Source organism: Sphingopyxis sp. DBS4 (assembly GCF_024628865.1).
Lineage (GTDB): Bacteria > Pseudomonadota > Alphaproteobacteria > Sphingomonadales > Sphingomonadaceae > Sphingopyxis.
Window position 1 is genome coordinate 2,906,056 of the sequence record NZ_CP102384.1, and the last position, 24,986, is coordinate 2,931,041.

Sequence of the window (24,986 nt, forward strand, 5' to 3'; positions counted from 1 at the left end):
GCCCATCTCCGGCCGGTGCCAGTTTGAACCGCCCGGAGATGGGTCCCCGCCTTCGCGGAAACACGCGGTCTTTTTTCATCAAGGTTTGAGCGCTGCCGCCTCACGCGCCAGCGTTTCGATCTTCGCCGGATCGAGCGGCCCCGCAGGCACCACCCAACTCCCGCCGACGCACAGCACCGGATCGAGCGCGAGCCAGTCGGGCGCGGTCGCGGCGCTGATGCCCCCGGTCGGACAGAAACGCGCGTTCCCGAAAGGACCGGCAAGAGCCTTCAGCGCCGGGATGCCGCCGCTCGTCGCCGCGGGGAAGAATTTGAAGCGCGAGAGGCCGAGGTCCATGCCGCGCATGATGTCGCCGGCGTTGGCGGTGCCGGGAAGAAAGGGAATGCCGCTCGCCACCGCCGCCTTGCCGAGAGTGTCGGTGAGGCCGGGTGAGACGATGAATTCGGCGCCGGCGTGGATCGCGCTATTGAGCATCGCGGGATCGAGCACGGTACCCGCGCCGACGACCGCGCCCTTTACCGCCTTCATCGCGGTCAACGCATCCAGCGCAGCAGGGGTGCGCAGCGTGACCTCGAGCACCGGCAAGCCACCCGCGATGAGCGCCTCGGCCATCGGCACCGCATCCTCGACACGGTCGATGACGATCACCGGGATGACGGGGGCGAGCCGCATGATCTGGTCGATGGACTTATCGGTCATTGCAAACTTATCTTTCATCGTCATCCCGGCGAAGGCCGGGATCTCATCGTTGCGTCAGGTCTCACCGTCGAGATCCCGGCCTTCGCCGGGATGACGGAAAGTCAAACGACAGTCTCCATCGCCGCCAGCATCGCGGACCCGCCCTTCTCCGCCTCGTCGGCGTGAATGCGAAACAGCGCGAACAGTTCGCGGCCGACGCCAAGCGCGGGCGGCGGCGGCGCGGCGGGCGTGCGCGACGCCCATTCGGCTTCGTCGACCAGCGCCGTCACTTCGCCCTTCACCGCACAGACACGCACCATGTCGCCGTCGCGAAGATAAGCGAGCGGGCCGCTGATGCCGTCAGTACCGGGCAAGGCCTCGGGCGACAAATGGATCACCGCGGGCACCTTGCCGCTCGCGCCCGACATGCGGCCGTCGGTGAGCAGCGCGACGCGAAACCCCTTGTCCTGCAACACGCCGAGCGCGGGGGTGAGCTTGTGGAGTTCGGGCATGCCGTTGGCGCGCGGGCCCTGGAAGCGGACGACGACGACGGTGTCGCGGTCGAGCTCGCCCGCCTTGAACGCCGTGAGCACCTGATTCTGGTCGTCGAAGATCCGGCACGGCGCTTCGATCGTCCAGCGATCCTCGGCGACCGCGCTCGTCTTGATGATCGCACGGCCGAGATTGCCCGCGAGCAGGCGCATCCCCCCATCGGGCGAGAAGGGCGCGGCCACCGGGCGCAGCATCGTCTCGTCGCGGCTCTCGACCGGTGCGGCCTGCCAGTGAAGTTCGCTATCCGTCAGCACGGGCTCCGACGCATAGTCGGCCATCGTGCCGCCGACGGTCAGGATGTCGCCGTGGAGCAGGCCGGCGCCGAGCAATTCCCGGACGACGAAGCCGATTCCGCCCGCGGCGTGGAAATGGTTCACGTCGCCCGCGCCGTTCGGATAGACGCGCGCGAGCAGCGGCACCGCGTGGCTGAGCTCGTCGAAATCCTGCCAGTCGATGACGATCCCAGCGGCGCGCGCGATCGCGGGCAGGTGGATCGCATGATTGGTCGAGCCGCCGGTCGCGAGCAGGCCGATCATCGCGTTGACAATCGCTTTCTCATTGATGCAGCGCGCGAGCGGGCGATAGTCGTCGCCGTCCCAGCCGATCCGGGTCAGCCGGTGCGTCGCGGCGCGGGTCAGCTCCTGCCGCAATTTCGTGCCGGGGTTGACGAAGGCGGCGGCGGGGATGTGCAGCCCCATCAGCTCCATCATCATCTGATTGCTGTTCGCGGTGCCGTAGAAGGTGCAGGTGCCCGCGCCGTGATAGCTCGCCGCCTCGGCCTCCAGCAGCTCGTCGCGGCCGACCTTGCCCTCGGCATAGAGCTGGCGGACGCGCTGCTTTTCCTTGTTGGCGAGCCCCGAAGGCATCGGCCCCGCGGGGACGAGGATCGCGGGGAGATGACCGAAGCGCAGCGCGCCGATGAGGAGGCCGGGGACGATCTTGTCGCAAATGCCGAGCAGCAACGCACCCTCGAACATCGCGTGACTCAGGGCGATCGCGGTGCCCTGCGCGATGGTGTCGCGGCTGAACAGCGACAGGTCCATCCCCGCCTGCCCCTGCGTCACCCCGTCGCACATCGCCGGGACGCCGCCCGCGACCTGCGCGGTCGCGCCGGCCTCGCGCGCGAAGAGTTTGATCTGCTCGGGATAGCGGCCATAGGGTTGATGCGCCGAGAGCATGTCGTTGTAGGCGGTGACGATGCCGATGTTCATTTCGGCGCCCGAGCGGATCGCGGGCTTGTCCTCTCCCGACGCCGCGAAACCGTGCGCGAGGTTGCCGCACGAAAGGGTGCCGCGGTTGGTGCCCGCGTCGCGCTGACACTGCATCAGGTCGAGATAGGCGGCGCGGCGCGGGGCGCTGCGGGCGATGATGCGGTCGGTGACCGCGGCGATGGCGGGGTGGAGGTCAGTCATCATATATTCCCAAACCCTCTCCCCTTGCGGGAGAGGGATGCGCAGACTTGCGAGCTTGCTCGCTAGTCGGAGCTGGGTGAGGGGTTGCGGTCGCACCGCGACCGCGCGAGCCGGAAGCTCGCATACCCCTCATCCAACTGCGCCTAGGCGCCACGCGCCAAGGCTTCGTATCCTTCTCCCGCAAGGGGAGAAGGGAGGAAACAATCTCAATCATGCCAGCTCGCTCCATCGCGTTCGATCAGCGCGATCGCGCTCGACGGGCCCCAGCTTCCGGCGGTGTAATTCTGCGGCGCCATGTCGACCTCGGCCCAGGCGCCGAGGATCGAGTCGATCCATTGCCATTGTGCCTCGACCTCGTCGCGGCGCACGAACAGCGTCTGTTCGCCCTCGATGAAGTCGAGCAGCAGTCGTTCATAGGCGATCCGCCGCCGCTCGCCTTCGAAGCTGTGCGAGAGCGAGACGTCGAGCGTCACTTCCTTCAGCTTGACGCCGTCGCGATCGAGCCCCGGCTGCTTCGCCATCACCTTGACCCGGATATTCTCCTCAGGCTGCAGATTGATGATCATCATGTTAGCGTCGAGCTTTCCCGCGCCGCCGCGCGCGAAGATATTGTGCGGCACCGGCTTGAACTGGATCAACACTTCCGACTTGCGCTGAGGCATCCGCTTGCCGGTGCGCAGATAGAAGGGCACGCCCTTCCAGCGCCAATTGTCGATAAACGCCTTCAGCGCGACGAAGGTTTCGGTGTTCGACGGATGGCCAAGCTCGTCGGCATAGCCGGCGACCGCAGTGCCGTTCACCGCACCGCTCGTATACTGACCCTTGACGCTGTGCGCTTTCACATCAGCCGCGCTCATCTTGCGGAGGCTGCGGAGCAGCTTGACCTTCTCGTCGCGCACCGCGGTCGAAGACACGCTCGCGGGCGGCTCCATCGCGATGATCGCGAGCAATTGGAGCATATGGTTCTGCACCATGTCCTTGAGCGCGCCGACGCCGTCATAATAGGAGACGCGGCCTTCGAGCCCCACCGTCTCGGCGACGGTGATCTGGACATGGTCGATCGCCTGCGCGTTCCACAAGGGCTCGAACAGCATGTTGGCGAAGCGCAGCGCGAGAAGGTTCTGGACCGTTTCCTTGCCGAGATAATGGTCGATGCGGAAGATATGATCCTCGGCGAAGGCATCGCCGACCTGTTCGTTGACCGCGCGCGACGAGGCGAGGTCGTGACCGATCGGCTTTTCCATCGCGATGCGGCATTCGGCGCAGGCGATCCCCGCGCTTTTGAGCCCCTGCGCGATCGGCCCGAACATCGACGGCGGAGTCGAGAGATAGGCGCCGATCGGCCGGCCGAGCCGGTCGCCGAGCAGCGCGGCGAGATCGTCGTAGCCGGTGCCCGCACCGGCATCGACCGGGCAATAATCGATGCGTTCGAGGAAGCCCGCGATCTCGGCGTCGTTGAGCCGGTCGCCGGACAGATGATCGGTCAGCGCCTCGCGCACCATCGCGTGGCAGGCGTGGCGATCCATCTTCGAGCGCCCCGAGGCGACGATTGTCAGCCCGTCGGCGAGCAACCCGTCGACATGAAGATTGTAGAGCGAGGGAAAGAGCATGCGCTGCGCGAGGTCGCCCGTCGCGCCGAACAGGATCAGGGTTTCGACTTTCACGCTCACTTGGGTTCCCTTCGTAGCTCCGGTGGATTGGAGAAGGCTGGCGATGAATGCAACGCGCATACGTAGGCCGCATACGATGTCCGCTCTTGGCAAAATCCCCGCATTTGCCATAGGGAGCGGCGATGTCCGACAGCACACAGCCCTATGATGTCATCGTCGTCGGCGGCGGTGTCAATGGCGCCGGTATCGCGCGCGATGCCGCGGGGCGCGGCGCGCGGGTGCTGCTGATCGAGCAGGGCGACCTGGCACGCGGCACCTCGTCGGCGTCGACCAAGCTGATTCACGGCGGATTGCGCTACCTCGAACATTATGAATTCGGCTTGGTGCGCGAAGCGCTGAAGGAACGCGAAATATTGTGGGGGATCGCGCCGCATATCATCTGGCCGCTGCGTTTCGTCCTCCCCTATCGCGCGGGCCTCCGTCCGCGCTGGCTGCTGCGGCTCGGCCTGTTTCTCTACGATCATATTGGCGGGCGGAAGAAGCTGCCCGCGACGCGCTCGATCGACCTCAAGCGCCACGAAGCTGGGGCGCCGCTGCAACCGCAATATCGCAAGGCGTTCGAATATTCGGACGGCTGGGTCGACGACGCGCGGCTCGTGCTGCTCAACGCGCGCGACGCCGCCGACCGCGGCGCGCGGATCAGGACGCACACGCGGGCCGAACTGATGCGCGTCGAGGACGGGCTGTGGGTCGTCGAGGCATCGGACGACCGCGGCCGCAGCTATCGCTTCACCGGACGCAGCCTCGTCAACGCGGCGGGTCCGGCGGTGCTCGACCTGCTCGCCCGCGCGTCCGCCCCGCCCGACTATCAGATGCGGCTCGTGCGCGGGTCGCATATCGTCGTGCGCCGGAAGTTCGAACATCCCTACGCCTATTTCTTCCAGCTTCCCGACGGGCGCATCTTCTTCGCCATTCCCTATGAGCGCGATTTCACGCTGATCGGCACCACCGACCAGGATCATGACGGCCCGCTGGGCGACGTCCGCGCGAGCACCGAGGAAATCGCCTATCTTTGCGAAGGGGCGAGCGAATATTTTCGCGAGCCGGTGACCCCGGCCGACGTCGTCTGGACCTATTCGGGCGTCCGGCCGCTGGTCGAGGATGGATCGGGGCGTCCCGAGGCGGCAACGCGCGGCTACCGGATCGACGTCGATCTGGAGGAAGGCGCGCCGCTGCTGACCATCTATGGCGGCAAGATCACCAGCTATCGCCATGTCGCCGAACATGCGGTCGACGAGCTGTCGGACCATCTGGAGGCAGTGTCGGTCAAGCGCTGGACCGCGACGGCGCCGCTGCCCGGCGGCGATTTTCCGACGAACGGCGCGGCGGCGCTCAAGGCCGAATATAAACTCGCTTACCCCTTCCTGCCTGCCGCGACGGTCGACCGCATCGTCAAGGCCTATGGCACCGACGCGCGCCGCTGGCTCGGCGATGCCGACGGCTGGGACGCGCTCGGCGGCGAGATCGCGCATGGGCTGAGCGTCGCCGAGATCGAATGGATGATGACCCGCGAATGGGCGCGCGATGTCGAGGACATATTGTGGCGGCGCAGCAAGCTGGGACTGCTGTTCACGGAGGCGGAGGCAGCGAGGCTGGCGGCATGGCTGGAGGCGAAGCGCTCCGTTCCCTCGTAGTCGGCCTAAGCCGCCATCAACGCCTGTGCATCGGCCCCGGCGGGAAAATGCGGACGGCCAGTCGTGTCATGCACCGCCGCCCACACCGCCTCGGCCACGTCCGCTTCGGTCGTGAACAGCGCCGGCTCGGCCATGGCGGCGAGGATCGGCGCGGCATAGCTGGCATAGGGCTCGGGCAGCACATCCTTGAGCCTGATGTCGGTGTTCTGCGAAAAGGCGGTCGTCGGGCCATAGCCGGGTTCGACCAGCTTCACCGCAATGCCGAGCGGCGCGAGTTCGTGCGCAAGACTGCCGGTGAACCCCTGGATTGCGGTCTTGCTGCCCGTATAGGCGGCAGCGAGCGGGAACGAGGCGAGCGTTGCCGACGAGGTGACGTTGACGATCGTCGCCGCCCCCCGCGCACGCATCTGCGGGATCACCGCCTGCGTCATCGCAATCGTGCCGAGCGTGTTGGTCGCGTAGACGTCGCGAATCTTTTGCATCGGCGAATGCTCAAGGGCGCCGAACAGGCCGATGCCCGCATTGTTGACGAGCACGTCGATCGGGCCGGCCAGTTCGAGCGCCAGCGCAATGCTGTCGGGATCGGTCACGTCGAGGGCGAGGACACGCATCCGATCCGAAGCCTCGAACAGATCGGTGCGCGGCGTGCGCATCGTCGCGATGACATTCCAGCCACGGGAATGGAAATGGCGGGCGGTTTCAAGCCCATAGCCCGACGAGCAGCCGGTAATCAGGATGGTCTTCATCATGCGTCCTTTCGCGTTGCGATGAAAACCGTCTAGCCAGACCATGCAGGACTATCTATAATCTATAATCCATATTTTATTATAGATAGTCCTGATATGCTCGACCCCCTCTCCGATCTCATCGCCCTGCTCCGCCCGAGTACCGTCTTTTCCAAGGGGATCAGCGGCGCCGGCCGCTGGGCGGTGCGCTACGCGGCGTTCGGACATCCGAGTTTCTGCACCATCCTTGACGGTGCGTGCCGGCTGGACGTGGAGGGTCAGCCGCCGCTGACGCTCGAAACGGGTGATTTCCTGCTGCTGCCCGCGACGCCGGGCTTCACCATGTCGGGCTTCGAACCGGCCGAGCCGGTGGCGCTCGACCCGCATGCGACCATCGGCGTAACGGGCGAAGTGCGCCACGGCTTGCAGGACGGGCCGCCCGATGTGCGGATGCTGGGCGGCCACTTCCTGTTCGCCTCACCCGATGCCGGCCTGCTTGTGTCACAGCTTCCGGCGCTCATCCATTTACGTGGCGCCGGGCAACTGGCGGCACTGGTCCGGATGATCCGCGCCGAAGCCGGCGAAGAGCGGCCGGGACGCGACCTTGTGCTCGCACGGCTGGTGGAGGTGCTGCTGGTCGAGGCGCTGCGCGCGGTGGCGGGCGACGAGGCACCGCCCGGGCTGCTCCGCGGTCTCGGCGATCCCCGGCTGGCGGGGGCGATCCGGCGTATCCATAACGAGCCCGCGCGACCCTGGACGGTCGCGATGCTCGCAAAGGAGGCCGCGCTGTCGCGTTCGGCCTTTTTCGACCGTTTCGCGCGGATCGTCGGGGTGCCGCCGATGGAATATGTGCAGGGGTGGCGGATGAGCCTCGCCAAGGACATGCTGCGCCGCCGCACGGGCAAGCTCGACGAAATCGCCGAACGCATCGGCTATGGGTCGGCGAGCGCGTTCAGCACGGCCTTCACGCGGCAGGTCGGGCTGCCGCCGAAACGCTATGCGCTGGCGACAGCCCCGAACGGATCGGGCGCCTGATCAGGCCGCCTCGGCTTCCGCTTCCGCGGGCAGACGGATCATATAGTCGAACGCCGACAGCGCCGCCTTCGATCCTTCGCCCATCGCGATGACGATCTGCTTGTACGGCACCGTCGTGCAGTCGCCCGCGGCGAAGATGCCCGCCTGGCTCGTCTCGCCGCGATGATCGACCTCGATCTCGCCGTGGCGCGACAGAGTCACGCTGTCCTTCAGCCATTCGGTGTTGGGGACAAGGCCGATCTGGACGAAAATGCCCTCGAGCTCGATCTGGTGCGGCTCGTCCTTGCCCCGGTCCTTGTAGGCGAGCCCCGTCACCTTCGCGCCGTCGCCGAGCACTTCGGTGGTGAGCGCCGAGGTGATGATCTTGACGTTCGGCAGGCTCGCCAGTTTGCGCTGGAGCACCGCGTCGGCGCGAAGCTGGCTGTCATACTCGATCAGCGTCACATGCGCGACGATGCCGGCCAGGTCGATCGCCGCCTCGACGCCGCTGTTGCCGCCGCCGACCACCGCGACGCGCTTGCCCTTGTAGAGCGGGCCGTCGCAGTGCGGGCAGTAGGCCACGCCCTTGTTGCGATATTCGTCCTCGCCCGGCACGCCGAGCTGACGCCAGCGCGCGCCGGTCGACAGGATCACGGTGCGGGCCTTGAGCGACGCGCCGCTCGCTAGCCGAACCTCGTGCAGGCCGCCCTCGCGCTCTGCCGGGATCAGTTTTTCGGCGCGTTGAAGGTTCATGATGTCGACGTCATAATTTTTGACATGCTGTTCGAGCTGCGCGACGAGCTTCGGCCCCTCCGTGTGCTGGACCGAGATGAAATTCTCGATCGCCATCGTGTCGAGCACCTGCCCGCCGAAGCGTTCGGCGGCGATGCCGGTGCGGATGCCCTTGCGCGCCGCATAGATCGCGGCCGCGGCGCCCGCGGGGCCACCGCCGACGACGAGCACGTCGAACGCATCCTTGGCGGCGATCTTCTCCGCCGCCTTCGCCTCGGCGCCGCTGTCGAGCTTCGCGAGGATTTGTTCGAGTTCCATGCGGCCCTGGCCGAAATTCTCGCCATTCAGGAAGATCGTCGGCACCGCCATGATCTTGCGGTCCTCGACCTCGGCCTGAAACAGCCCGCCGTCGATCGCGGTGTGGGTGATGCGCGGGTTGACGACGCTCATCAGGTTGAGCGCCTGCACGATGTCGGGACAATTCTGGCACGACAGCGAGAAATAGGTTTCGAAATGATAGTCGCCGTCCAGCGTCGCGACCTGCTCCAGCACCTCGGGCGCGACCTTTGGCGGGTGGCCGCCGACCTGGAGCAGCGCGAGGACGAGCGAGGTGAATTCATGGCCGAGCGGGATGCCGGCGAAACGGACGGCGATCTCGGGATGGCCGGCGCGGCGGATCAGGAAGCTCGGGCGGCGTGCATCATCATCGGTCTGCGACACGCTGACCTTGTCCGACAGCGTCGCGATCTGGTCGAGGAGGTCCGCCAGCTCGACCGACTTCGGACTGTCGTCGAGCGACGGCAGCAGTTCGATCGGTTCGCGAAGATTCGTGAGCAGACCTTGAAGCTGCTGCTTCAGATTGGCGTCGAGCATGGGGGAGAGCTCCTGTTGAATGGCATAAAAGGACCGTGTGTCCCCGCGAAGGCGGGGACCCAGAGCGTCCTGAACCGAGCTTTGCTGCGGACCGCTCTGGGCTCCCGCCTTTGCGGGAGCACACGGTTTTTCACTCGGCGATTAGGTTAGATCTTGCCGACGAGGTCGAGCGAGGGAGCAAGCGTTTCGGCGCCCTCTTCCCACTTCGCGGGGCAGACTTCACCGGGGTGGCTGACCCAGTACTGCAGCGCCTTGATCTTGCGCAGCAGTTCGGCGGCATTGCGGCCCACGCCCTCGGGGGTGATTTCGAGGAGCTGGATTTCGCCCTCGGGGTCGAGGACGAAGGTGCCGCGGTCGGCAAGGCCGACGCCCTGGCGAAGAACCTCGAAATTGTTCGAGATGCTGTGGTTCTGGTCGCCGACCATGTAATAGTTGATCTTGCCGATCGCCGGCGAGGTGTCGTGCCAGGCCTTGTGGCAGAAATGCGTGTCGGTCGACACGGCATAGACTTCGACGCCCATCTTCTGCAGCTGCGGATAGATGTCGGCGAGATCTTCGAGCTCGGTCGGGCAGACGAAGGTGAAGTCGGCGGGATAGAAGAAGAAGACCGCCCACTTGCCCTTGACGTCGGCATCGCTGATGTCGACGAACTTGCCATCCTTGTAGGCGGTGGCGTTGAAAGGCTTGAGGGTCGTGTTCAGAACGGACATTCGGGAGAGCTCCTTGGTTGGTGGAGCCCTCCCCTAGCCATGTTTGTTGCAATGCGGAAAGTGAAAATACCGGCCCCTTTGATCGAAAATTTCGATCATGCTTCATCCCCCGCGATCTGACCCGATTCGGGAAAAAGCGCCGAATTGCGTTAGGTCTTTTGTGACGGGGTCGTGATAATTGCCCCCGAATGGACCAGATTCGCGATTCCATCTATTATGAACAGCTCGCGCGTGTCGCGCGGCTGAAAGCGAATGCGTCGGACGACCCCTTTCTCGCACGCCGCCTGCGCGAGGCGGCGGTCCGGCACGAGCAGAAGGCACGCAAGCTGAAGCGCGCCGAGCAGGCGCCCGAATAGCGCCGGCGGCGGCGATGGCGGAAGCAATGGCGCGCGGGACCAGCGGAGATGAGCAATACCGTTTCGCCATCACTCTCTAGGTTGCGCCTAGCGTCCCATCGCCGCCCCTTTGGATGTCTCAAATGGGGTGGGGAGCGGACGTGCCCTCTATTCGTCATTCCCGCGAAAGCGGGAACCCAGAGTGGGGTCAGCCGACACACGCTCTGGGTTCCCGCTTTCGCGGGAATGACGAAGATGGGGTAATGTCCGCTCCCCACCCCAACGCTGCCTTGCGCAGATGCGGGCGAAGGATGCGTACCGCTGGCTGGAATATCGCACTGTAGAGAGCGATGGAAAATGGCGCGCCCGGCAGGATTCGAACCTGCGACCACCCGCTTAGAAGGCGGGTGCTCTATCCAGCTGAGCTACGGGCGCGCGGCACGGCTGTGCCCGGCGCGAATAGCGTGGTTTGCGCCGGGCGCAAAGCGCGTTAAGCAGCGAGCGCGATGACCGAAACCCAATCCCCGTCCGCGAAGCCCGCGCCCGTCAGTGCGTCGGCCGTCCGGCATTTCCGCTATTACGACCTCATGATGGCGGCCTTCGTCGCGATCCTGCTGCTCAGCAACATCATCGGCGCGTCTAAGCCGAGCTACATCACGCTGCCGAACGGCACCCAATGGGCGTTCGGCGCCGGCGTGCTCTTCTTTCCTATCAGCTACATCATCGGCGACGTGCTGACCGAGGTCTATGGCTATGCCCGCGCGCGGCGGGTGATCTGGACCGGCTTCGCGGCGCTCGCTTTCATGGCGTTCATGGCGTGGGTCGTCGTGTCACTGCCGCCCGCCGAGGGATGGCCGGGGCAGGCATCCTATGAATTCGTCTTCGGCAATAGCTGGCGGATCGTCATCGCGTCGATGACTGCCTTCTGGGTCGGCGAATTCGCCAACAGCTACGTCCTCGCGCGGATGAAGATGTGGAGCGGCGGACGTCACCTCTGGATGCGGACGATCGGTTCGACCGTGGTCGGCCAGGGGCTCGACAGCCTGATCTTCTACCCGCTCGCCTTTTACGGGCTTGCGGGCTGGCCGCCCGAACAGCTTTACGAGGTCGTGCTGTCGCAGTGGTTCATCAAGACCGCATGGGAAGCCGCGCTGACCCCCGCAACCTATCTGGTGGTCGGGGCGTTGAAACGACGCGAGGGTGTCGACGTGTTCGATGAAGGCACCGATTTCAATCCGTTCGGCGCCAAGGTTTGATGTTTCCATGACCCTGATCGAACTGGCCTCCTTGTTCGAGGCCCGCAAACTGTCGGTAATCGAAGCGACCGGCCTCGATAAGGATGCGCTGCACATCTATTTCGGAATGGCGCTGTTCGTGCTGATCCGCCTCGCCTGGCGCGCGCGGGGCGGGTGGTTCGCGGCGTGGCTGGCGGTGCTGGTCATGGCGGGCGGCGGCGAATGGCTCGACCTGACCGCGGAATACAGCCATTCGGCGATCCAGCCCGACGCGGCGCACTGGCACGACATCTGGAACACGATGTTCTGGCCGACGGTGCTGCTGGTCGTCGGGCGCTGGCTGCAGCCCGTGGCAGGGGCTCGGGCAGAGCCCGCCGACGCAATATCAGGCGAGAACGCCGAGCGCCGCCTCGAACAGGCGTAGCCCGTCGGTGCCGCCGTGCGCGCGGTCGATCGCGCGCTCGGGGTGCGGCATCATGCCCAGCACATTGCCCGCATCATTGAGCACGCCCGCGATGGCGCGCGCCGAGCCGTTGACGCCGTCGGTGTAGCGGAAGGCGACGCGTCCCTCGCCCTCGATGCGGTCGAGCGTCGCGGCGTCGGCGAAATAATTGCCGTCGTGGTGGGCGACGGGAATGTGGATTTCCTCGCCCGCGGCATAGGATGCGGTGAACAGCGACTGGCTGTTCTCGACCTTGAGCGGCACGGTGCGGCAGACGAAGTTGAGCCCCGCGTTGCGCATCAGCGCACCGGGAAGCAGCTGCGCTTCGGTCAGCACCTGAAAGCCGTTGCACACGCCGAGCACGGGCACGCCGCGCCCCGCGGCCTCGGCGACCGCGCGCAGGATCGGCGAGCGCGCCGCCATCGCCCCCGAGCGGAGATAATCGCCATAGGAGAAGCCACCGGGCAGCGCGATGAAATCGGTCCCCTCGGGCAGCCCGGTCTCGCGATGCCAGACCATCGCGGGCGCGCGGCCGGTCACGGTTTCGAGCGCGACGGCCATGTCGCGGTCGCAGTTGGAGCCGGGAAAGACGATGACGGCGGTCTTCATGGGGCGGGCTCCTGTCCTGCGCTCAGGCGCGTTCGATGCGGTAGTTTTCGATCACCGTGTTGGCGAGCAGCTTCGCGCACATTGCGTCGAGATCGGCATCGCTCGTGCCGTCGGCGACGTCGAGTTCGATGAAGCGCCCGGCGCGGACGTCCGCGACGCCGCCGAAACCCAGCCCTTCGAGCGCGTGGTGGATCGCCTTGCCCTGCGGGTCGAGCACCCCGGGCTTCAACGTCACATAGACATTCACTTTCATCGGAGCGGACCTTTGCGCGCGGGCTTGGGAAGATGGGCGCGCCTATGCCCGCGAATCACGTTGCGGGCAAGGGCCGCGGCGGCGAAAAATGCGCCTCTTCGGACTGCGAACCAATCGCATCTTTCCTGTTGCGAATCGCTCGCACTATCCCTAGATCAGAGTTGTTGAGAAGGATTCGCACATGGTCGTCTGTGTCTGCAACGCAATAAGGGAACGGGATTTGCGCGACGTCGCGAAGAACGGCCAGTTGCGGTGCGCCAAGGCCGCCTATGCGCAACTGGGTCGCAAACCCAAGTGCGGCCAGTGCCTGTCATTCGCTCGCAATATCATCAGCGACGTCGCCGCGACCGCCTGATTTTTCGCAGATTTCTGCCATTTTCACCCTTGGCCTGAAGGGGCATGGGGCGGTATAATGCCGCCACTCCCACACCCAAGAAAATGACAGGACTGACACCATGAAGGGCGACGAAAAGGTCATCGACTTCCTCAACGAAGCGCTCAAGAACGAGCTGACCGCGATCAACCAGTACTGGCTGCACTATCGCATGCTCGACAATTGGGGCGTCTCGCGCCTCGCGCATTTCGAGCGCGAAGAGTCGATCGACGAGATGAAGCACGCCGACAAGCTCGCCGACCGCATCCTCTTCCTCGGCGGCCTCCCCAATTTCCAGCTGCTCGGGCGCCTGCGCGTCGGCGAGACGGTCGAGGAAATCCTGAAGGCCGACCTTGCGGTCGAGGAGGAAGCGATCCCGCTGCTCCGCGACGCGATCGCGCATAGCGAAAGCGTCCGCGACTATGTCAGCCGCGACCTCTTCTCCGACATCCTCGAAAGCGAGGAGCATCATGTCGACGAGCTCGAAAAGCAGTTCGAGCTGATCGAGCGGATGGGAATCGAGAATTACATCCAGCTCCAGTCGAAGCCGGTCGGCGAGGATTGAGCCGAATCCTGTCATCCCGGCGAAGGCCGGGATCTCGACCTCACGCAGCGACGCACCGGCGAGATCCCGGCCTTCGCCGGGATGACGAACAGGTCGAAAAGCCGCAGTTTTCAGAGGCATCTTCGGATGCCTCTTTTTTTGCTTGTATTTGCGAATAATTCTCAATAGCAAGGTCGGGCAGTCCCCTCCTGCCGGCCGCTGCATCTTCCAGCTGCACCAAAGCGGCCGGCATCTTTTTCCGCCCGAAGCGGACAGGGGAACAGACCATCAAGGGAGACCCCATGCAGCGCAGCAGCGACCTGATCCGGAAATTCACCGAACAGCCGCTCATCCGCGATCTGCCGGTCGACGCCGCCCAAGCGGTGCTTGCGCTGCGCTACTGTATTCTCTGCCGCCGGAGCGAACGCGACCCGATGCCCGAACTCGAACGGCGCTGGGGCAATATTCTGGCCGCGCGGCGCTATCGCCTGGTGGTCGAGGCGATCGGCCATATCTGGCCCGATCCCTTCGCGGTCGCCCCGCCCTGCTGCCCGCGCGTCAGTTTCGACGAAGCGTTGCTCGCCGCGATGGTCGGCGCCGCGAGCTGCGGCGACCAAGCGCGGTTCGACACGCTCACCGCCGAAATGCTGGGCAGCGACGCGCGCGCGATGCTGTTCACCACGCTCGAGAATTTCGTCCGGGCCAGAGCGCCCGGGCGGGTTTAAAGTCTGGAGGAGACAGCGGATATCCCCCTCCCTGAAAGGGAGGGGTTAGGGGTGGGTACGAGCGTAGCGAGCCGGAAGGAAGAGCGCCGCCTTCTGCGGCCACCCACCCCCGCCCCCTCCCTTACAGGGAGGGGAAAAGATAGGTCCGCTCCCGGTCGTTAACAGTCGCACCGCCCTCGCTATTTCCCCGCCTTGTCGCTGACCGCCTTGATCACCAGCGCCTTGTCGTCGAGCAGATAGCGCTGCGCCAGCGCCTGCAGTTCGGCGGGCGTCGCGGCTTCGACGATGGCGAGGCTGTTGCGGCTGCGGTCGAGGCGGTCGGCGCGGCTCGTGGCCTCGGCGACATAAGGCAGCCAATAGCTGTTCTCGCGCCGCGCCTTGGTCATGCTTTCGAGCAGCGGCTTGCGCGCGCGGTCGAGCAGGTCGGCGTCGACCGGCGCGTCGCGCAATTCCTTCGCGATGGCAAAGATCGCCGCGCGCGTCGTCGCCAGATCCTTGTAATCGACGTTGCTCGCCGCAAGGAGGTGCCCATAGCCCGGATATTCGTCCGACAGGCTGACCCCCGCACCGGGGCTGTAGCTTTCGCCGAGTTTCTCGCGCAGTTCCTCGGTCAGCTTGAGCTGCATCAGCCGCGACAGCAGGTTGAGCCGCATCGCCTCGGTCAGGTCGCTGTCGTCGCGCGCGGGCCAATAGACGCGGATCTCAGCCTGCTCGGCCGGCCCCTTGTGGATCAGCGTGCGTTCGCTGCGGTCGGTTGCGAAATGGCGGACGCGCGCGTCGGCATGCGGGTCGAAGGCGGCGCGGCGTTCGGGCAGCGCGCCAAAGGTCTTCGCGATCGCGTCGATCGCCGCCTGCTCGTCGATGTCGCCGACGACCCCGATCTCGATCGCGCCATGCGCCAGGCTGTCGGCGATCGCGGGTTTGAGCTGCGCCCAGTCGAGCGCCATCACCTTGGCGAGCGGCGGCGTCTGCTCGCGCGGATCGTCACCGGCGAGGATGCCCTCGGCGTCGCGGCCGATCACCGCGGCGGGCGTGGCGTCGTTCGCGGCATATTGCTGCGGCAGATAGCGGCGGATCAGCGCCAGTCCATCGGCGCGATAGCCGGGGTGGGTCAGGAAGGCCGCCATCAGTCCCGCCTGCAAGCCGAAATCCTCGGGCGAGGTCAGCGCGCTGCCGCCGAAGGCGTCGTCACTTGCGCCGAAAGCCGGGTTCACCGTTCGGCCGGCGAGGATCGTGCGGAGTTCGTCGAAGCTGTGCGCTTCGAGCCCGCCGAGCATCAGCGAGCCCGCCAGCGCGACTTTCGTCGGGTCATCGCGCGTCGCGAGCAGATTGCCGCCGTCGACGCGCAGCGACAGATAGACGCGGTCCTTCTGGAAATCGGTCTTCTTGATGTTGAGCATCACATTGTTCGCGAAGCGGATCCGGCGGATGCCGAGGTCGTCGATCCGCGTGTCGCTGACCACCGTCCCCGGCGTGCCGAAATCGTCATAGGCGAATTTCGCGCTCGCCGCCGCGGCGGGCGCGCTGACCGCGACCTGCTGCGAGGCGTTGAGCGCGGCGAGGATCGCGCCGGTGCCGCCTTTGATCGGCGCCTTGGCGGTGACGCGCGCGAGCGGCGGGCTGAGCCCCTCCATCCGCTTGCGGAACGCCGCGGTCACCGCGTCGGCGGTCAGCGTCGGCGCCACCGCGTCGAACATCGCCTGGGTGGTTTCGGGGCGGACGACGACGAAGCTGCCGTCGGCGGCCTTGACCAGCACGTCGGCCATCGTGTCGCTGCGCCGCGTATCGACCCCGGCGACCGCATTTTTAAGCGCAGTGCGGCGGTTGGCGATCTGTTCGTCGACCTCGGCCTGAGTGAAGCCATATTGGACCGCGCGGCGCCATTCCTGCTCGACGAGCGCGAGCGCATCCTTCCACGCGCCCTCCTTGGCGACCGCGCCGACGCTGACCTGGTCGAAGCGCTTCCAGCCGTCATTGTCGCTGAAATAGCCGGCGAGGATCGGCGAATTTTCGTCGAGCGCGATCTTCGCGAGCCGGCGGCTGAGGATCGCCTCGCCGACATCCTCGGCCAGCTTGCGCGCGCGCTTCGCCTTGCTGTCGACCTCGTCCACCCACGGCTTGAACGCGGAGATCGTCACCGAATCCTGGATCGCCGGATCGATGAAATCGTCCGCCGCCTCGGGCCGCTTGAAGTCGATGCCGCCGATATCGGGGTCGGCACCCGCGGGGCCGCGGCCCTTCCAGTCCGAAAAGCGCGCCTTGATCTTCGCCTCGATCGCGGCGGGATCGAAATCGCCGACCATCACCAGCGTCGCGCGCTCGGGGCGGTAATAGCGGTCATAGATATCGCGGATGCGCGACGCGGGGGCGGTCTTGATCACCTCTTCGGTGCCGACCGGGATGCGGCTGGCGACCTTCATCCCCTGCATCTGGAAATCGAGCTGGTCGATCAGGCTGCGCAGCTGATAGCTGTCGCGCGCGCGGCGTTCGGACAGGATGATGCCGCGCTCGCGGTCGACCGCGGCGGGGTCGATCGTCACTTCGCTCGCGGTCTCGCGCATCAGCATCAGGCCGGTGTCGACCAGATCGTCGGAGGCGTTCGGCAAGTCGAGCTGATAGACGGTCTGGTCGAAGCCGGTGACCGCATTGGTGTCGGCGCCGAAGGCGAGGCCCTTGCGCTCGAGCAGCTTCACCATCTCGCCCTCGGGCACATGGGTCGATCCGTTGAACACCATATGCTCGAGGAAATGGGCAAGGCCGCGCTGGTCGTCGGCCTCGGCAAAGCTGCCGACATCGAAGCGCAGGCGGACGAGGACACTGTCCTTGGGCGTGCTGTTCTTCAGCAGCGCATATTTCATCCCGTTCGGCAGGACGCCGAAGACGATGTTGGGATCGACCGTGATATCGCTCGCGGCGAAGTTCCAGGCCCTGGCGGCGGCGGTTTGCGGATTGACGGTCGCGGCGGCGGGCGCGGCGGCGGGCGCGGGTGCCGGTTTGGCAAGGACGGGCGCGGGGCCGGCAGCGAGGAGGGCGAGGGGCGACAGCGCGAGCGACGCGCGCCGGAGCAGGTGCAATTTCATGCCGCCGGTGTGACGGCGCCCGCGCGGCGGGTCAAGCGCCGCCTAGGCGCGGCGCGACACGCTTTCGACGGACGACTTGATGTTTCGATCAATCGCCTTGGCGGCATAGAGCGCGCGGTCGGCGACCTCGAACAGGTCGCGGCTCGTCGGTCCGTTTTCGGGCCAGGCGGCGACGCCGACACTCGCGCCGACGCGGATCACATGCCCCTCGATCCGGCAAGGCGCGGCGAGTGCCGCGAGGATATGGTCGGCGAGCGCGGTTTCGAGCAGCGGCGATCCCGCGGGCACGAGGATCGCGAACTCGTCGCCGCCCTGACGCGCAACCATCGCGTCCTTGCCGCAGGCGCGGCGCAGCCGCACCGCGATTTCGCAGAGGAGCTGATCGCCCACCGCATGGCCGTGCCGGTCGTTCACCGGCTTGAAACCGTCGAGGTCGAGCAGCGCGATCGCAAAGGGCCGGCCCTCGCGCGCGCGTCCGATCTCCTCGGCGAGGCGGAGGTCGAAGGCGCGGCGATTGGGCAGCGCGGTCAGCGGATCGCTGTGCGCAAGCTCGCGCATCTGGCGCTGGAGCATCAGCAGATCGACGAGCTGGCCGTGCTGCTGGACGATCATGCGGATCAGAAAGATCGTCGCGACGATCAGGCTCGTCCCCGCACCCACTTCGGGGGCATGGCCCGAGGTCAGCATCAGCCCCGCGACGGGCACCAGCCCGATGGCGATGTTGACCAGCGCGGCGAAGCGGATCGGCGACAAGCAGTAAGCGGTGGCGAGCGATCCCATCGCCATGATCATCGCATAATAGCTGTGGTTCTCGGGCGCGGCGGCGAGCCAGTTGACCACCGTCCAGACGCTGCACATCGCCCCCATCACCGCCGACAGCCACGTCGCCTCGATGCGGACGCGCCGCGCCCGGCGCGGGCTCATGCGGCGGCCGCGATTCTTCATCAGCGTGCCGAAGCCGAGCAGACAGACGCCCGCGAGGATGACGGGGAAACCGATACGGATGATCGGATGAACGGTGGCGATGCCGGCATAGATGGCGGTCGGCGTCGTCGCCGCCAGCATCAGGAACAGCATCGGGGTCAGCGTCTCGATGCGATGCGCGCGCAAAAGCGCCAGATCGTCCCGGATATCACCCGGAACCGGCGGAAACACCCGCGCACCAAACCAATGAAAGACCCCCGTCATGCGCCGGGGGTAGCAAGCTGTGGTAAATCAAGCCTTAAGGATGGCTAGAGCATCGAGCCTTTAATCCGACCCACCGTCCCGTTCGTGTCGAGCGGATCGAGATGATGCAGATTTGAAGCTCGGTGCCCTGGCGCCGCCGCCTCAGCTCTTCTTCTTGCGATGGCTTTCGAGGTCGAGCACGGCATTGTCGCCGCCCTCGGGCAGCAGGCCGAGCCGACGCGCGACCTCCTGATAGGCCTCGACCTCGCCGCCGAGATCGCGGCGGAAACGGTCCTTGTCGAGCTTTTCGTTCGTCGCCATGTCCCACAGGCGGCAGCCGTCGGGGCTGATCTCGTCGGCCAGGATGATGCGGCTGTAGTCGCCCTCATAGAGCCGCCCGAATTCGAGCTTGAAGTCGATGAGGCGGATGCCGACGCCCGCGAACATGCCCGACATGAAGTCGTTGATGCGGATCGCCAGATCCTGGATATCGTGAAGCTCGTCCTGGCTGCACCAGTTGAAGCAGGCGATATGCTCCTCCGCCACCAGCGGATCGCCGAGCGCGTCGTCCTTGTAGCAATATTCGATCAGCGTGCGGGGCAACGGCGTCCCCTCCTCGATCCCGAGCCGCTTCGACAGCGTGCCCGCGGCGACATTGCGGACGATCACTTCGATCGGCACGATCTCGACCTGGCGGATGAGTTGTTCGCGCATGTTGAGGCGGCGGATGAAATGGTGCGGCACGCCGATATTGCCGAGAAGCGTGAAGACATGCTCCGAAATCCGGTTGTTGAGCACGCCCTTGCCGTTGATCGTCCCGCGCTTCTGCGCGTTGAAGGCGGTCGCATCGTCCTTGAAATACTGGATCAACGTACCCGGTTCGGGGCCTTCGTAGAGGATCTTGGCTTTGCCTTCGTAGATCTGGCGGCGACGGGCCATGGCGCGCGGACTTTCTGTCGGAACCAAAAGAAGAACCCGGCGAAAGCGACTCAGGCAAGAGGCGCGCCGCCGGGGCGATGCGGCGCCTATAGCGACAAAGCGCGGGCGCGTCATCCCCGGCATCGCGTCCCGCCATTCCCCTCGTCATTCCCGCGAAAGCGCGAACCCCGTTCCAGCGTTGCTGCTGGGTTCCCGCTTTCGCGGGAATGACGAATCCGGGTATCGGACCACGCCACATCCCCTCACCCACTTACGTTTACGTAAACTAGAGCTTGCCTTCGCCCGCCCGGCTTGCAACCATGGCTCGATCCCCAAGGAGAGAGACATGAGCTACAACGAGATTCGCCTCGACAAGCAGGACGGCATCGCCGTCCTGACCCTCTACCGGCCCGAGCGGATGAACGCCTTCACCGCCGACATGATGGCCGAGATCATCGACGCGCTGGACGAGTGCGATGCCGACGACGCGGTGCGCGCGGTGATCTTCACCGGCCATGGCGACAAGGCCTATTGCGCGGGCGCCGACCTGGGGTCGGGCGGCGACACCTTCGATTACGACAAGCGCGCCGACAAGCAGCGCCAGCTTCCCGAAGGCACGCCGCCGAGCCCGGTCGCGGAGGATGGCACGATCGACTGGTCGCATCCGCTCGTCCGCGACGGCGGCGGGCGCGTGTCGATGCGTATCTTCGCGGCGAAGAAGCCGGTGCTCGGCGCGATCAACGGCGCCGCGGTCGGGATCGGCGCGACGATGACGCTGCCGATGGACGCGCGCCTCGCGAGCGAGACCGCGCGCTACGGCTTCGTCTTCGCGCGGCGCGGTATCGTCCCCGAAGCGGCGTCGAGCTGGTTCCTGCCGCGCCTCGTCGGCATCGCGAACGCGGTCGACCTCTGCTATTCGGGTCGCCTGATCTCCGCCGCCGAAGCGCATGAAAAGGGCCTCGTCCAGTCGGTCCACGCGCCGGGCGCGCTGATCGACGCCGCCATCGCCAAGGCGCGCGAGATGACCGAGCACAGCGCCCCCGTCTCGGTCGCGCTCACCCGCCACATGCTCTGGCGCATGATGGGCGCCCCGCACCCGATGAGCGCGCACCGCTGGGACAGCCGCGTCATCTTCTCACGCGGCCGCAGCCCCGACGCCGTCGAGGGCGTGACGAGCTTCCTCGAAAAGCGCGCGCCCAATTTCACCGCCAGCGTCGCGAACGACTATCCCTGGTTCGACGAGTTCGAGGAAAGCCCGCCCTATGGCTGAGGCGCCCCAGCCTTGACCTGCCGCGCTTTGAAATAGGGGCGGAAAAACAGGTAGAGGCCGGTCAGGGTCAGCAGGAACAGCGGCGCGAGCGGGAGATAATAGACCCATTGCGCCGGCTGCCTGCCGATGCCGAGCGTCGCGAAGATGGCGGCGACGATCACGGTGAAGACGATCGACGTCCAGCGGTGGAACGGCCGGATCCAGGTCATGACACTCTCCTCATCCGCGCGCGCCATCGAGCGCCGCGACGGTTTTTTCCAGATTTTCGAGATGAATGCGCCAGCCGCCCTGCGCGCCGCCGAACGCCTGCTTCTGCTCGGGGCGGAAGCCGGTCTGCTCGACGCGGAGCAGCGTCCCGGCATCCGCGGGTTCGAGCGTGAAGGTGACGACGCTTTCGAGGTCGAACGCGGGGTCCGCGTGCGGGTGATTCCAGCTGTACGACAGCATCCGCCCCGGATCGACGTCGAGGATTTCGCATTCGACCTGTCCCCAGTCGCCGCGAAGCTGGAAGCGATGACCGAGGTCGAGGCCGAAGTCGTTCTTCATCAGCCATTCCTCGATCAGATGCTGCGTCGTCAGCGCGCGCCAGATTTTTTCGGGCGGATGCGGGATTTCGCGTTCGACGGTGACCGTGCGGACGTCGGGCGATGCGTTCATTGATCCATCCTTTTCAGCAAATCTTCGAGATCGTCGAACCGCGCTTCCCAGAAGCGAGTCATGCGGCCGGTCCAGTCGACCAGCGGCGCGAGCGCGCGCTGCTGCGCGCTGTAATGCGTCTGCCGCCCCTCGTGGCGGTCGAGCACCAACCCCGCCTGCCGGAGCACGCCGAGATGCTTCGACACCGCAGGCTGCGAGATTCCCGCGCCGCTGGTCAGCGCCGCGACGGTCTGCTCGCCATCGAGGCAAAGCCGCTCGAACAGGCCACGCCGGGTCGGGTCGGCGAGCGCCCGGAACAGAAGGTCGGGGGATGCGGTCATAATCCATAACTCCGTGGCTATGGATTTCTCATAACCATATAGTTATGAATGTGTCAAGCGCTCGCGTCAGGCCGTGTCATAAGTCCGCCGCCCGCGCGTCGCGGTCATGCGGTGCGAGCTCGTCAGCTGAAGGTCATGCGCGCGCACCGAAGCGACACTATGCCAGTCGGCGGTCACCCGATCGGGGGCCAGCGCGACGGTCACGTAACCACGATCGCGCGTGTTCGCCCAGCGAAGCTGCGGCGATGAGGCGCGCAAGGCGGAAACGCGCGTTTCGTCCGATATGCCCGGGGTATAGGCCTCGAAGCCCGGCGAACTGACGCTCTGTCCGGCGACCTCGATCCCCGCCGGCCGGCCGTCGTGCGCCAGGTCGAACGCCCAGGCATTGTGGCTGTCGCCCGACAGGGTGACGAGGTCGGCATCGGCGCTTTGCGCGGCGGCGAGCAGGCGGTCGCGCGCGGCGGGATAGCCGTCCCAGCCATCCATGTTGAGCGGCAGCCCCGCCTTCGCGGCAAGCTGTGCCACCTCGACGCGGCGCTTCACGAAATCGGGCTGGTCGGGACCGAACCAGTCCCGCGATTCGGGCGGGGTGAAGAGCGGCCCCATGACGATCTGCTGCGCGCAGACCTGCCAGCGCGTCCCCGCCTTCACCGACTGTGTGAAGCCGTCGAACAGCCATTTTTCCTGCTCGGCGCCCATCAACTGGCGCTGCGGGTCGCGATAGGCGGTTTCGGCGAAGGTCTTGAGCGTCGCCGCGACGTCGCTCTTTCCTTCCAGCAGCGCGCCGAGATCGAACGGTTCGTCGCGCGCGGTGACGCGCGTTTCGGGAAGGAAGATCGTCGCGAGGTCGCCGACCTGATAGTCGCGCCAGCGGGTTTCCGCGACCGGCATCCATTCGCTGTGGGCGCGCTCGGCGGCCGCCTTGCGGTCGGCCCAGCTTCCCTCGCCCGCATTGTGGTTCTCCGCCCCGCCCTTCCAGGTATCGTTGGCGAATTCATGATCGTCCCATTGGGCGATCATCGGAAAAAGCTGATGCAGGCGTTGCAGATCGGGGTCGGCGCGATAGGCGGCATAGCGGAGGCGATAGTCGGCAAGCGCCACAAGTTCCTGCGGCGGCTGCACCAGCCGCCCCGGCACCACCTCCTTCGCCGTAGGATAATCTCCGGCCCGATATTCGTAGAAATAATCGCCGACGTGCGCGACGAGATCGATGTCGCCGCGCGCCGCCGCATGGCCATAGGCGTTGAACCAGCCGAACGGCATGTTGGCGCAGGAGAAGAGCGCGAGCGTGAAAGCGCTCGTCGGCCCCTGCGGCAAAGTGCGGGTGCGACCGGTCGGCGACGTGGTGCCGTCGGGCGCGATGAAGCGGTAGAAATACCAGCGACCCGGCGCGAGCCCGTCGACGGTGACCTTGGCGGTATGGTCACGCTCGCCCTGGGCGGTGACGCTGCCGCCGCCCGCCACCGCCGTGAAATCGGGCGTTGCGGACAGCTCGACCGTCAGCCGCGTGTCCGACGGCGCGGCATAGCGCGTCCAGAGCAGGATGCTGTTCGTGCCGGGCTCGCCGCTCGCGACGCCATGGGTAAAGCCCTGCGCCGCCATCGCCTGCGCAGCGCCGGGCAGCGCCATCGCCGCAAGCCCCGCAGTGCCGAGCTTGATGAGCAGGCGCCGGTCGATTTCACCCCAGAGCTGGTGCATCGCATGTCTCCCTTTGCCGGGTCTTTGCCCGATCCGCGTTACAACTCCTCGTCAGCCCGCGGCGCCGAGCGCGAGCAGCAGCAGCATGAACATGATCACCGCGAACAGGCTGAAGAGAAGCAACAGGCTCGTTCGCGCCAACGCCCCGATCCGCGACGATCGATAGGCGCCGCGAAGCTGGCGATACATGTGGAAAGGCACATAGAGCAGCGCGGCAAAGGTGGCGATCTCGCCAAACATCGTCAGGTTGAGCAAGCGCACGACCACGAACATCAGCAGCATGAAGCTGATCGAATAGGTCACGAACACGAAATGATCATATGTGTGGAAACGTCGGCTGAACGGATAGAGCAGCCATAGGAAGGGCAGCGACAGCGGAATCAGCGCCCACGCGAACTTATAGGCGTTCGCCTGCACCTTGTAGAGGATCAGCGCGGGATTCGCGAACGCCTTTTCCATGCCGTGATCGATGAACGGGATGCCGGAGCCGACCTTGTTCCGCGTGACGAAATCGGCGCTCGTCCTTACCTGCTCGACCGGGTTGGCAAGCACCGGCGGGCCTGCGGCGCGGTCGGCTTCGCGTTCCTCTGCGCTGCGGCTGCGCGTTACGCCCAGATAGCCGGCGCTCTTCTGGAGCGTGTCGCGCTCGGCCTGCAATTCGCCGCGCCGCGCCGCGGGCAAGTCCTTTTTCGCCAGTTCGATGTCGATCCGATCGACCTCGTCCTGCATACTGTCCTTGATCGCCGCCGCGCGCGTCTGTTCGGCGGCGGCCTTGTTCAACTCCTGACCGAGCCCGCCGCCCGCGCCGACCATCGCGAGCACGGCATAGGTCAGGAACACTGCAAAGAGGAACAGCGCCAGCGGCGAAATAAAGCGCGCGCGCTCGCCGTGGATATAGCGCCGCGTGAGGTCGCCAGGCCGCCACGCGAGCAGCGGCAGCGTGTTCCACAGCTTGCCCTCGAAATGAAAGATCGCGTGGACAAGGTCGTGCCCGATCGCGCCGAAGCTGCGATGGACGTCGGCCTTCTGCCCGCAGCGATGGCAATGCGACCCGACGAGGCTCGTCCCGCAATTGAGGCAGCGTGCGCCGCCGTGCCCCCCGGTGCCGCCGTGCCTGGGCTCAACCGCCGAGCCCGCCAGCCCCGCCGTGATCGCCGCCCCGATGCTTTCGATGTCCCCGCTCATGCGCCCCGACTGGATAGGATTGTTGGATCGATCCCGGCGTCATTGCGAGGAGCGAAGCGACGAAGCAATCTCCAGCCATGCTGCTGTCTCGCCGATGGCTGGAGATTGCTTTGTCGCCTGCAGCTTCCCGCCATGACGATCACGATTGGCTACCCGCTCTAATGGGGCGTTGCAA

Annotated in this window: 25 protein-coding genes and 1 tRNA gene; 9 read left to right on the forward strand and 17 right to left on the reverse strand. The window is 66.0% G+C overall.

What is annotated here, in order from left to right:
* Positions 1-78: 78 nt before the first annotated feature.
* From eda to zwf, 3 genes are all read right to left on the reverse strand, one after another.
* A complete protein-coding gene (gene eda, locus NP825_RS13815; RefSeq protein ID WP_257544455.1) occupies positions 79-699 on the reverse strand; it encodes a bifunctional 4-hydroxy-2-oxoglutarate aldolase/2-dehydro-3-deoxy-phosphogluconate aldolase in 621 nt (206 codons plus the stop codon).
* A gap of 101 nt (positions 700-800) precedes the next feature.
* A complete protein-coding gene (edd, locus tag NP825_RS13820; RefSeq protein ID WP_257544457.1) occupies positions 801-2,642 on the reverse strand; it encodes a phosphogluconate dehydratase in 1,842 nt (613 codons plus the stop codon).
* A gap of 206 nt (positions 2,643-2,848) precedes the next feature.
* Positions 2,849-4,252 (reverse strand): glucose-6-phosphate dehydrogenase, encoded by a 1,404-nt coding sequence (gene zwf, locus NP825_RS13825; protein WP_257551468.1) that lies wholly within the window; start codon positions 4,250-4,252, stop codon positions 2,849-2,851.
* A 182-nt stretch (positions 4,253-4,434) separates the two neighbouring features.
* On the opposite strand from zwf, the gene glpD reads away from it, so the two are divergent.
* On the forward strand, positions 4,435-5,946 hold the full coding sequence (gene glpD / locus NP825_RS13830) for a glycerol-3-phosphate dehydrogenase (RefSeq protein WP_257544460.1): 1,512 nt from the start codon (positions 4,435-4,437) through the stop codon (positions 5,944-5,946).
* Positions 5,947-5,951: 5 nt separating this feature from the next.
* Here glpD and NP825_RS13835 read toward each other — a convergent pair whose 3' ends face one another.
* The gene (locus NP825_RS13835) at positions 5,952-6,695 is read right to left on the reverse strand and encodes an SDR family oxidoreductase (RefSeq protein WP_257544462.1); all 744 of its coding nucleotides are present in this window, start codon (positions 6,693-6,695) and stop codon (positions 5,952-5,954) included.
* Positions 6,696-6,788: 93 nt separating this feature from the next.
* Between NP825_RS13835 and NP825_RS13840 the strand changes: the two genes are divergently transcribed.
* Entirely contained in the window at positions 6,789-7,706 is a 918-nt protein-coding gene (locus tag NP825_RS13840) for an AraC family transcriptional regulator (RefSeq protein ID WP_257544464.1), read from the forward strand.
* Here the strand turns inward: NP825_RS13840 and ahpF are convergent, their stop codons facing one another.
* Together ahpF and ahpC are read right to left on the reverse strand one after the other, a co-directional pair.
* Positions 7,707-9,290 carry an alkyl hydroperoxide reductase subunit F gene (gene ahpF, locus NP825_RS13845; protein WP_257544466.1) on the reverse strand — a complete coding sequence of 528 codons (1,584 nt, stop codon included), beginning with the start codon at positions 9,288-9,290 and terminating at the stop codon, positions 7,707-7,709.
* Between the two features lie 146 nt (positions 9,291-9,436).
* A complete protein-coding gene (gene ahpC, locus NP825_RS13850) occupies positions 9,437-10,000 on the reverse strand; it encodes an alkyl hydroperoxide reductase subunit C (RefSeq protein ID WP_257544468.1) in 564 nt (187 codons plus the stop codon).
* 188 nt (positions 10,001-10,188) lie between these two features.
* Between ahpC and NP825_RS13855 the strand changes: the two genes are divergently transcribed.
* Positions 10,189-10,356 carry a hypothetical protein gene (locus NP825_RS13855; protein ID WP_257544470.1) on the forward strand — a complete coding sequence of 56 codons (168 nt, stop codon included), beginning with the start codon at positions 10,189-10,191 and terminating at the stop codon, positions 10,354-10,356.
* Between the two features lie 337 nt (positions 10,357-10,693).
* On the opposite strand, the gene NP825_RS13860 is transcribed toward NP825_RS13855, so the two are convergent.
* A tRNA-Arg gene (locus tag NP825_RS13860) sits at positions 10,694-10,770 on the reverse strand.
* Positions 10,771-10,841: 71 nt separating this feature from the next.
* Between NP825_RS13860 and NP825_RS13865 the strand changes: the two genes are divergently transcribed.
* Positions 10,842-11,591, forward strand: coding sequence for a queuosine precursor transporter (locus NP825_RS13865; protein WP_257544472.1), 750 nt, complete (start codon positions 10,842-10,844; stop codon positions 11,589-11,591).
* Between the two features lie 7 nt (positions 11,592-11,598).
* Positions 11,599-11,994, forward strand: a complete 396-nt coding sequence (locus tag NP825_RS13870) for a hypothetical protein (RefSeq protein ID WP_257544474.1) — start codon at positions 11,599-11,601, stop codon at positions 11,992-11,994.
* Here NP825_RS13870 and purQ read toward each other — a convergent pair.
* Both purQ and purS read right to left on the reverse strand, forming a co-directional pair.
* A complete protein-coding gene (purQ, locus tag NP825_RS13875) occupies positions 11,956-12,621 on the reverse strand; it encodes a phosphoribosylformylglycinamidine synthase subunit PurQ (protein ID WP_257544476.1) in 666 nt (221 codons plus the stop codon). The genes NP825_RS13870 and purQ overlap by 39 nt on opposite strands.
* Before the next feature lie 22 nt (positions 12,622-12,643).
* Entirely contained in the window at positions 12,644-12,874 is a 231-nt protein-coding gene (gene purS, locus NP825_RS13880; protein WP_058812514.1) for a phosphoribosylformylglycinamidine synthase subunit PurS, read from the reverse strand.
* A 181-nt stretch (positions 12,875-13,055) separates the two neighbouring features.
* Here purS and NP825_RS13885 point away from each other — a divergent pair, with 181 nt between their 5' ends.
* From NP825_RS13885 to NP825_RS13895, 3 genes are all read left to right on the forward strand, one after another.
* A complete protein-coding gene (locus NP825_RS13885; RefSeq protein WP_095387519.1) occupies positions 13,056-13,229 on the forward strand; it encodes a bacterioferritin-associated ferredoxin in 174 nt (57 codons plus the stop codon).
* 100 nt (positions 13,230-13,329) lie between these two features.
* On the forward strand, positions 13,330-13,812 hold the full coding sequence (bfr, locus tag NP825_RS13890; RefSeq protein ID WP_257544487.1) for a bacterioferritin: 483 nt from the start codon (positions 13,330-13,332) through the stop codon (positions 13,810-13,812).
* 281 nt (positions 13,813-14,093) lie between these two features.
* The gene (locus NP825_RS13895; protein WP_257544489.1) at positions 14,094-14,516 is read left to right on the forward strand and encodes an addiction module antidote protein; all 423 of its coding nucleotides are present in this window, start codon (positions 14,094-14,096) and stop codon (positions 14,514-14,516) included.
* A 179-nt stretch (positions 14,517-14,695) separates the two neighbouring features.
* On the opposite strand, the gene NP825_RS13900 is transcribed toward NP825_RS13895, so the two are convergent.
* From NP825_RS13900 to purC, 3 genes are all read right to left on the reverse strand, one after another.
* Positions 14,696-17,596 (reverse strand): pitrilysin family protein, encoded by a 2,901-nt coding sequence (locus NP825_RS13900; RefSeq protein ID WP_257544491.1) that lies wholly within the window; start codon positions 17,594-17,596, stop codon positions 14,696-14,698.
* A gap of 42 nt (positions 17,597-17,638) precedes the next feature.
* Positions 17,639-18,784, reverse strand: a complete 1,146-nt coding sequence (locus NP825_RS13905) for a diguanylate cyclase (protein WP_257544494.1) — start codon at positions 18,782-18,784, stop codon at positions 17,639-17,641.
* A 141-nt stretch (positions 18,785-18,925) separates the two neighbouring features.
* The gene (gene purC / locus NP825_RS13910; protein ID WP_257544496.1) at positions 18,926-19,702 is read right to left on the reverse strand and encodes a phosphoribosylaminoimidazolesuccinocarboxamide synthase; all 777 of its coding nucleotides are present in this window, start codon (positions 19,700-19,702) and stop codon (positions 18,926-18,928) included.
* 325 nt (positions 19,703-20,027) lie between these two features.
* Here purC and NP825_RS13915 point away from each other — a divergent pair, with 325 nt between their 5' ends.
* Positions 20,028-20,951 carry a crotonase/enoyl-CoA hydratase family protein gene (locus tag NP825_RS13915; RefSeq protein ID WP_257544498.1) on the forward strand — a complete coding sequence of 308 codons (924 nt, stop codon included), beginning with the start codon at positions 20,028-20,030 and terminating at the stop codon, positions 20,949-20,951.
* Here the strand turns inward: NP825_RS13915 and NP825_RS13920 are convergent.
* From NP825_RS13920 to NP825_RS13940, 5 genes are all read right to left on the reverse strand, one after another.
* Positions 20,942-21,160, reverse strand: a complete 219-nt coding sequence (locus NP825_RS13920; RefSeq protein ID WP_257544500.1) for a hypothetical protein — start codon at positions 21,158-21,160, stop codon at positions 20,942-20,944. The genes NP825_RS13915 and NP825_RS13920 overlap by 10 nt on opposite strands.
* Positions 21,161-21,170: 10 nt before the next feature.
* Positions 21,171-21,608: an SRPBCC domain-containing protein gene (locus NP825_RS13925; protein ID WP_257544502.1), complete on the reverse strand. Its 438-nt coding sequence runs from the start codon at positions 21,606-21,608 to the stop codon at positions 21,171-21,173.
* On the reverse strand, positions 21,605-21,928 hold the full coding sequence (locus NP825_RS13930; RefSeq protein ID WP_257544504.1) for a helix-turn-helix transcriptional regulator: 324 nt from the start codon (positions 21,926-21,928) through the stop codon (positions 21,605-21,607). Before NP825_RS13930 ends, NP825_RS13925 begins: the two co-directional genes overlap by 4 nt.
* A 66-nt stretch (positions 21,929-21,994) precedes the next feature.
* Positions 21,995-23,626: an alkaline phosphatase gene (locus NP825_RS13935; protein ID WP_257544506.1), complete on the reverse strand. Its 1,632-nt coding sequence runs from the start codon at positions 23,624-23,626 to the stop codon at positions 21,995-21,997.
* 51 nt (positions 23,627-23,677) lie between these two features.
* The gene (locus NP825_RS13940) at positions 23,678-24,811 is read right to left on the reverse strand and encodes a DUF3667 domain-containing protein (protein ID WP_257544508.1); all 1,134 of its coding nucleotides are present in this window, start codon (positions 24,809-24,811) and stop codon (positions 23,678-23,680) included.
* Between the last annotated feature and the right edge of the window lie 175 nt (positions 24,812-24,986).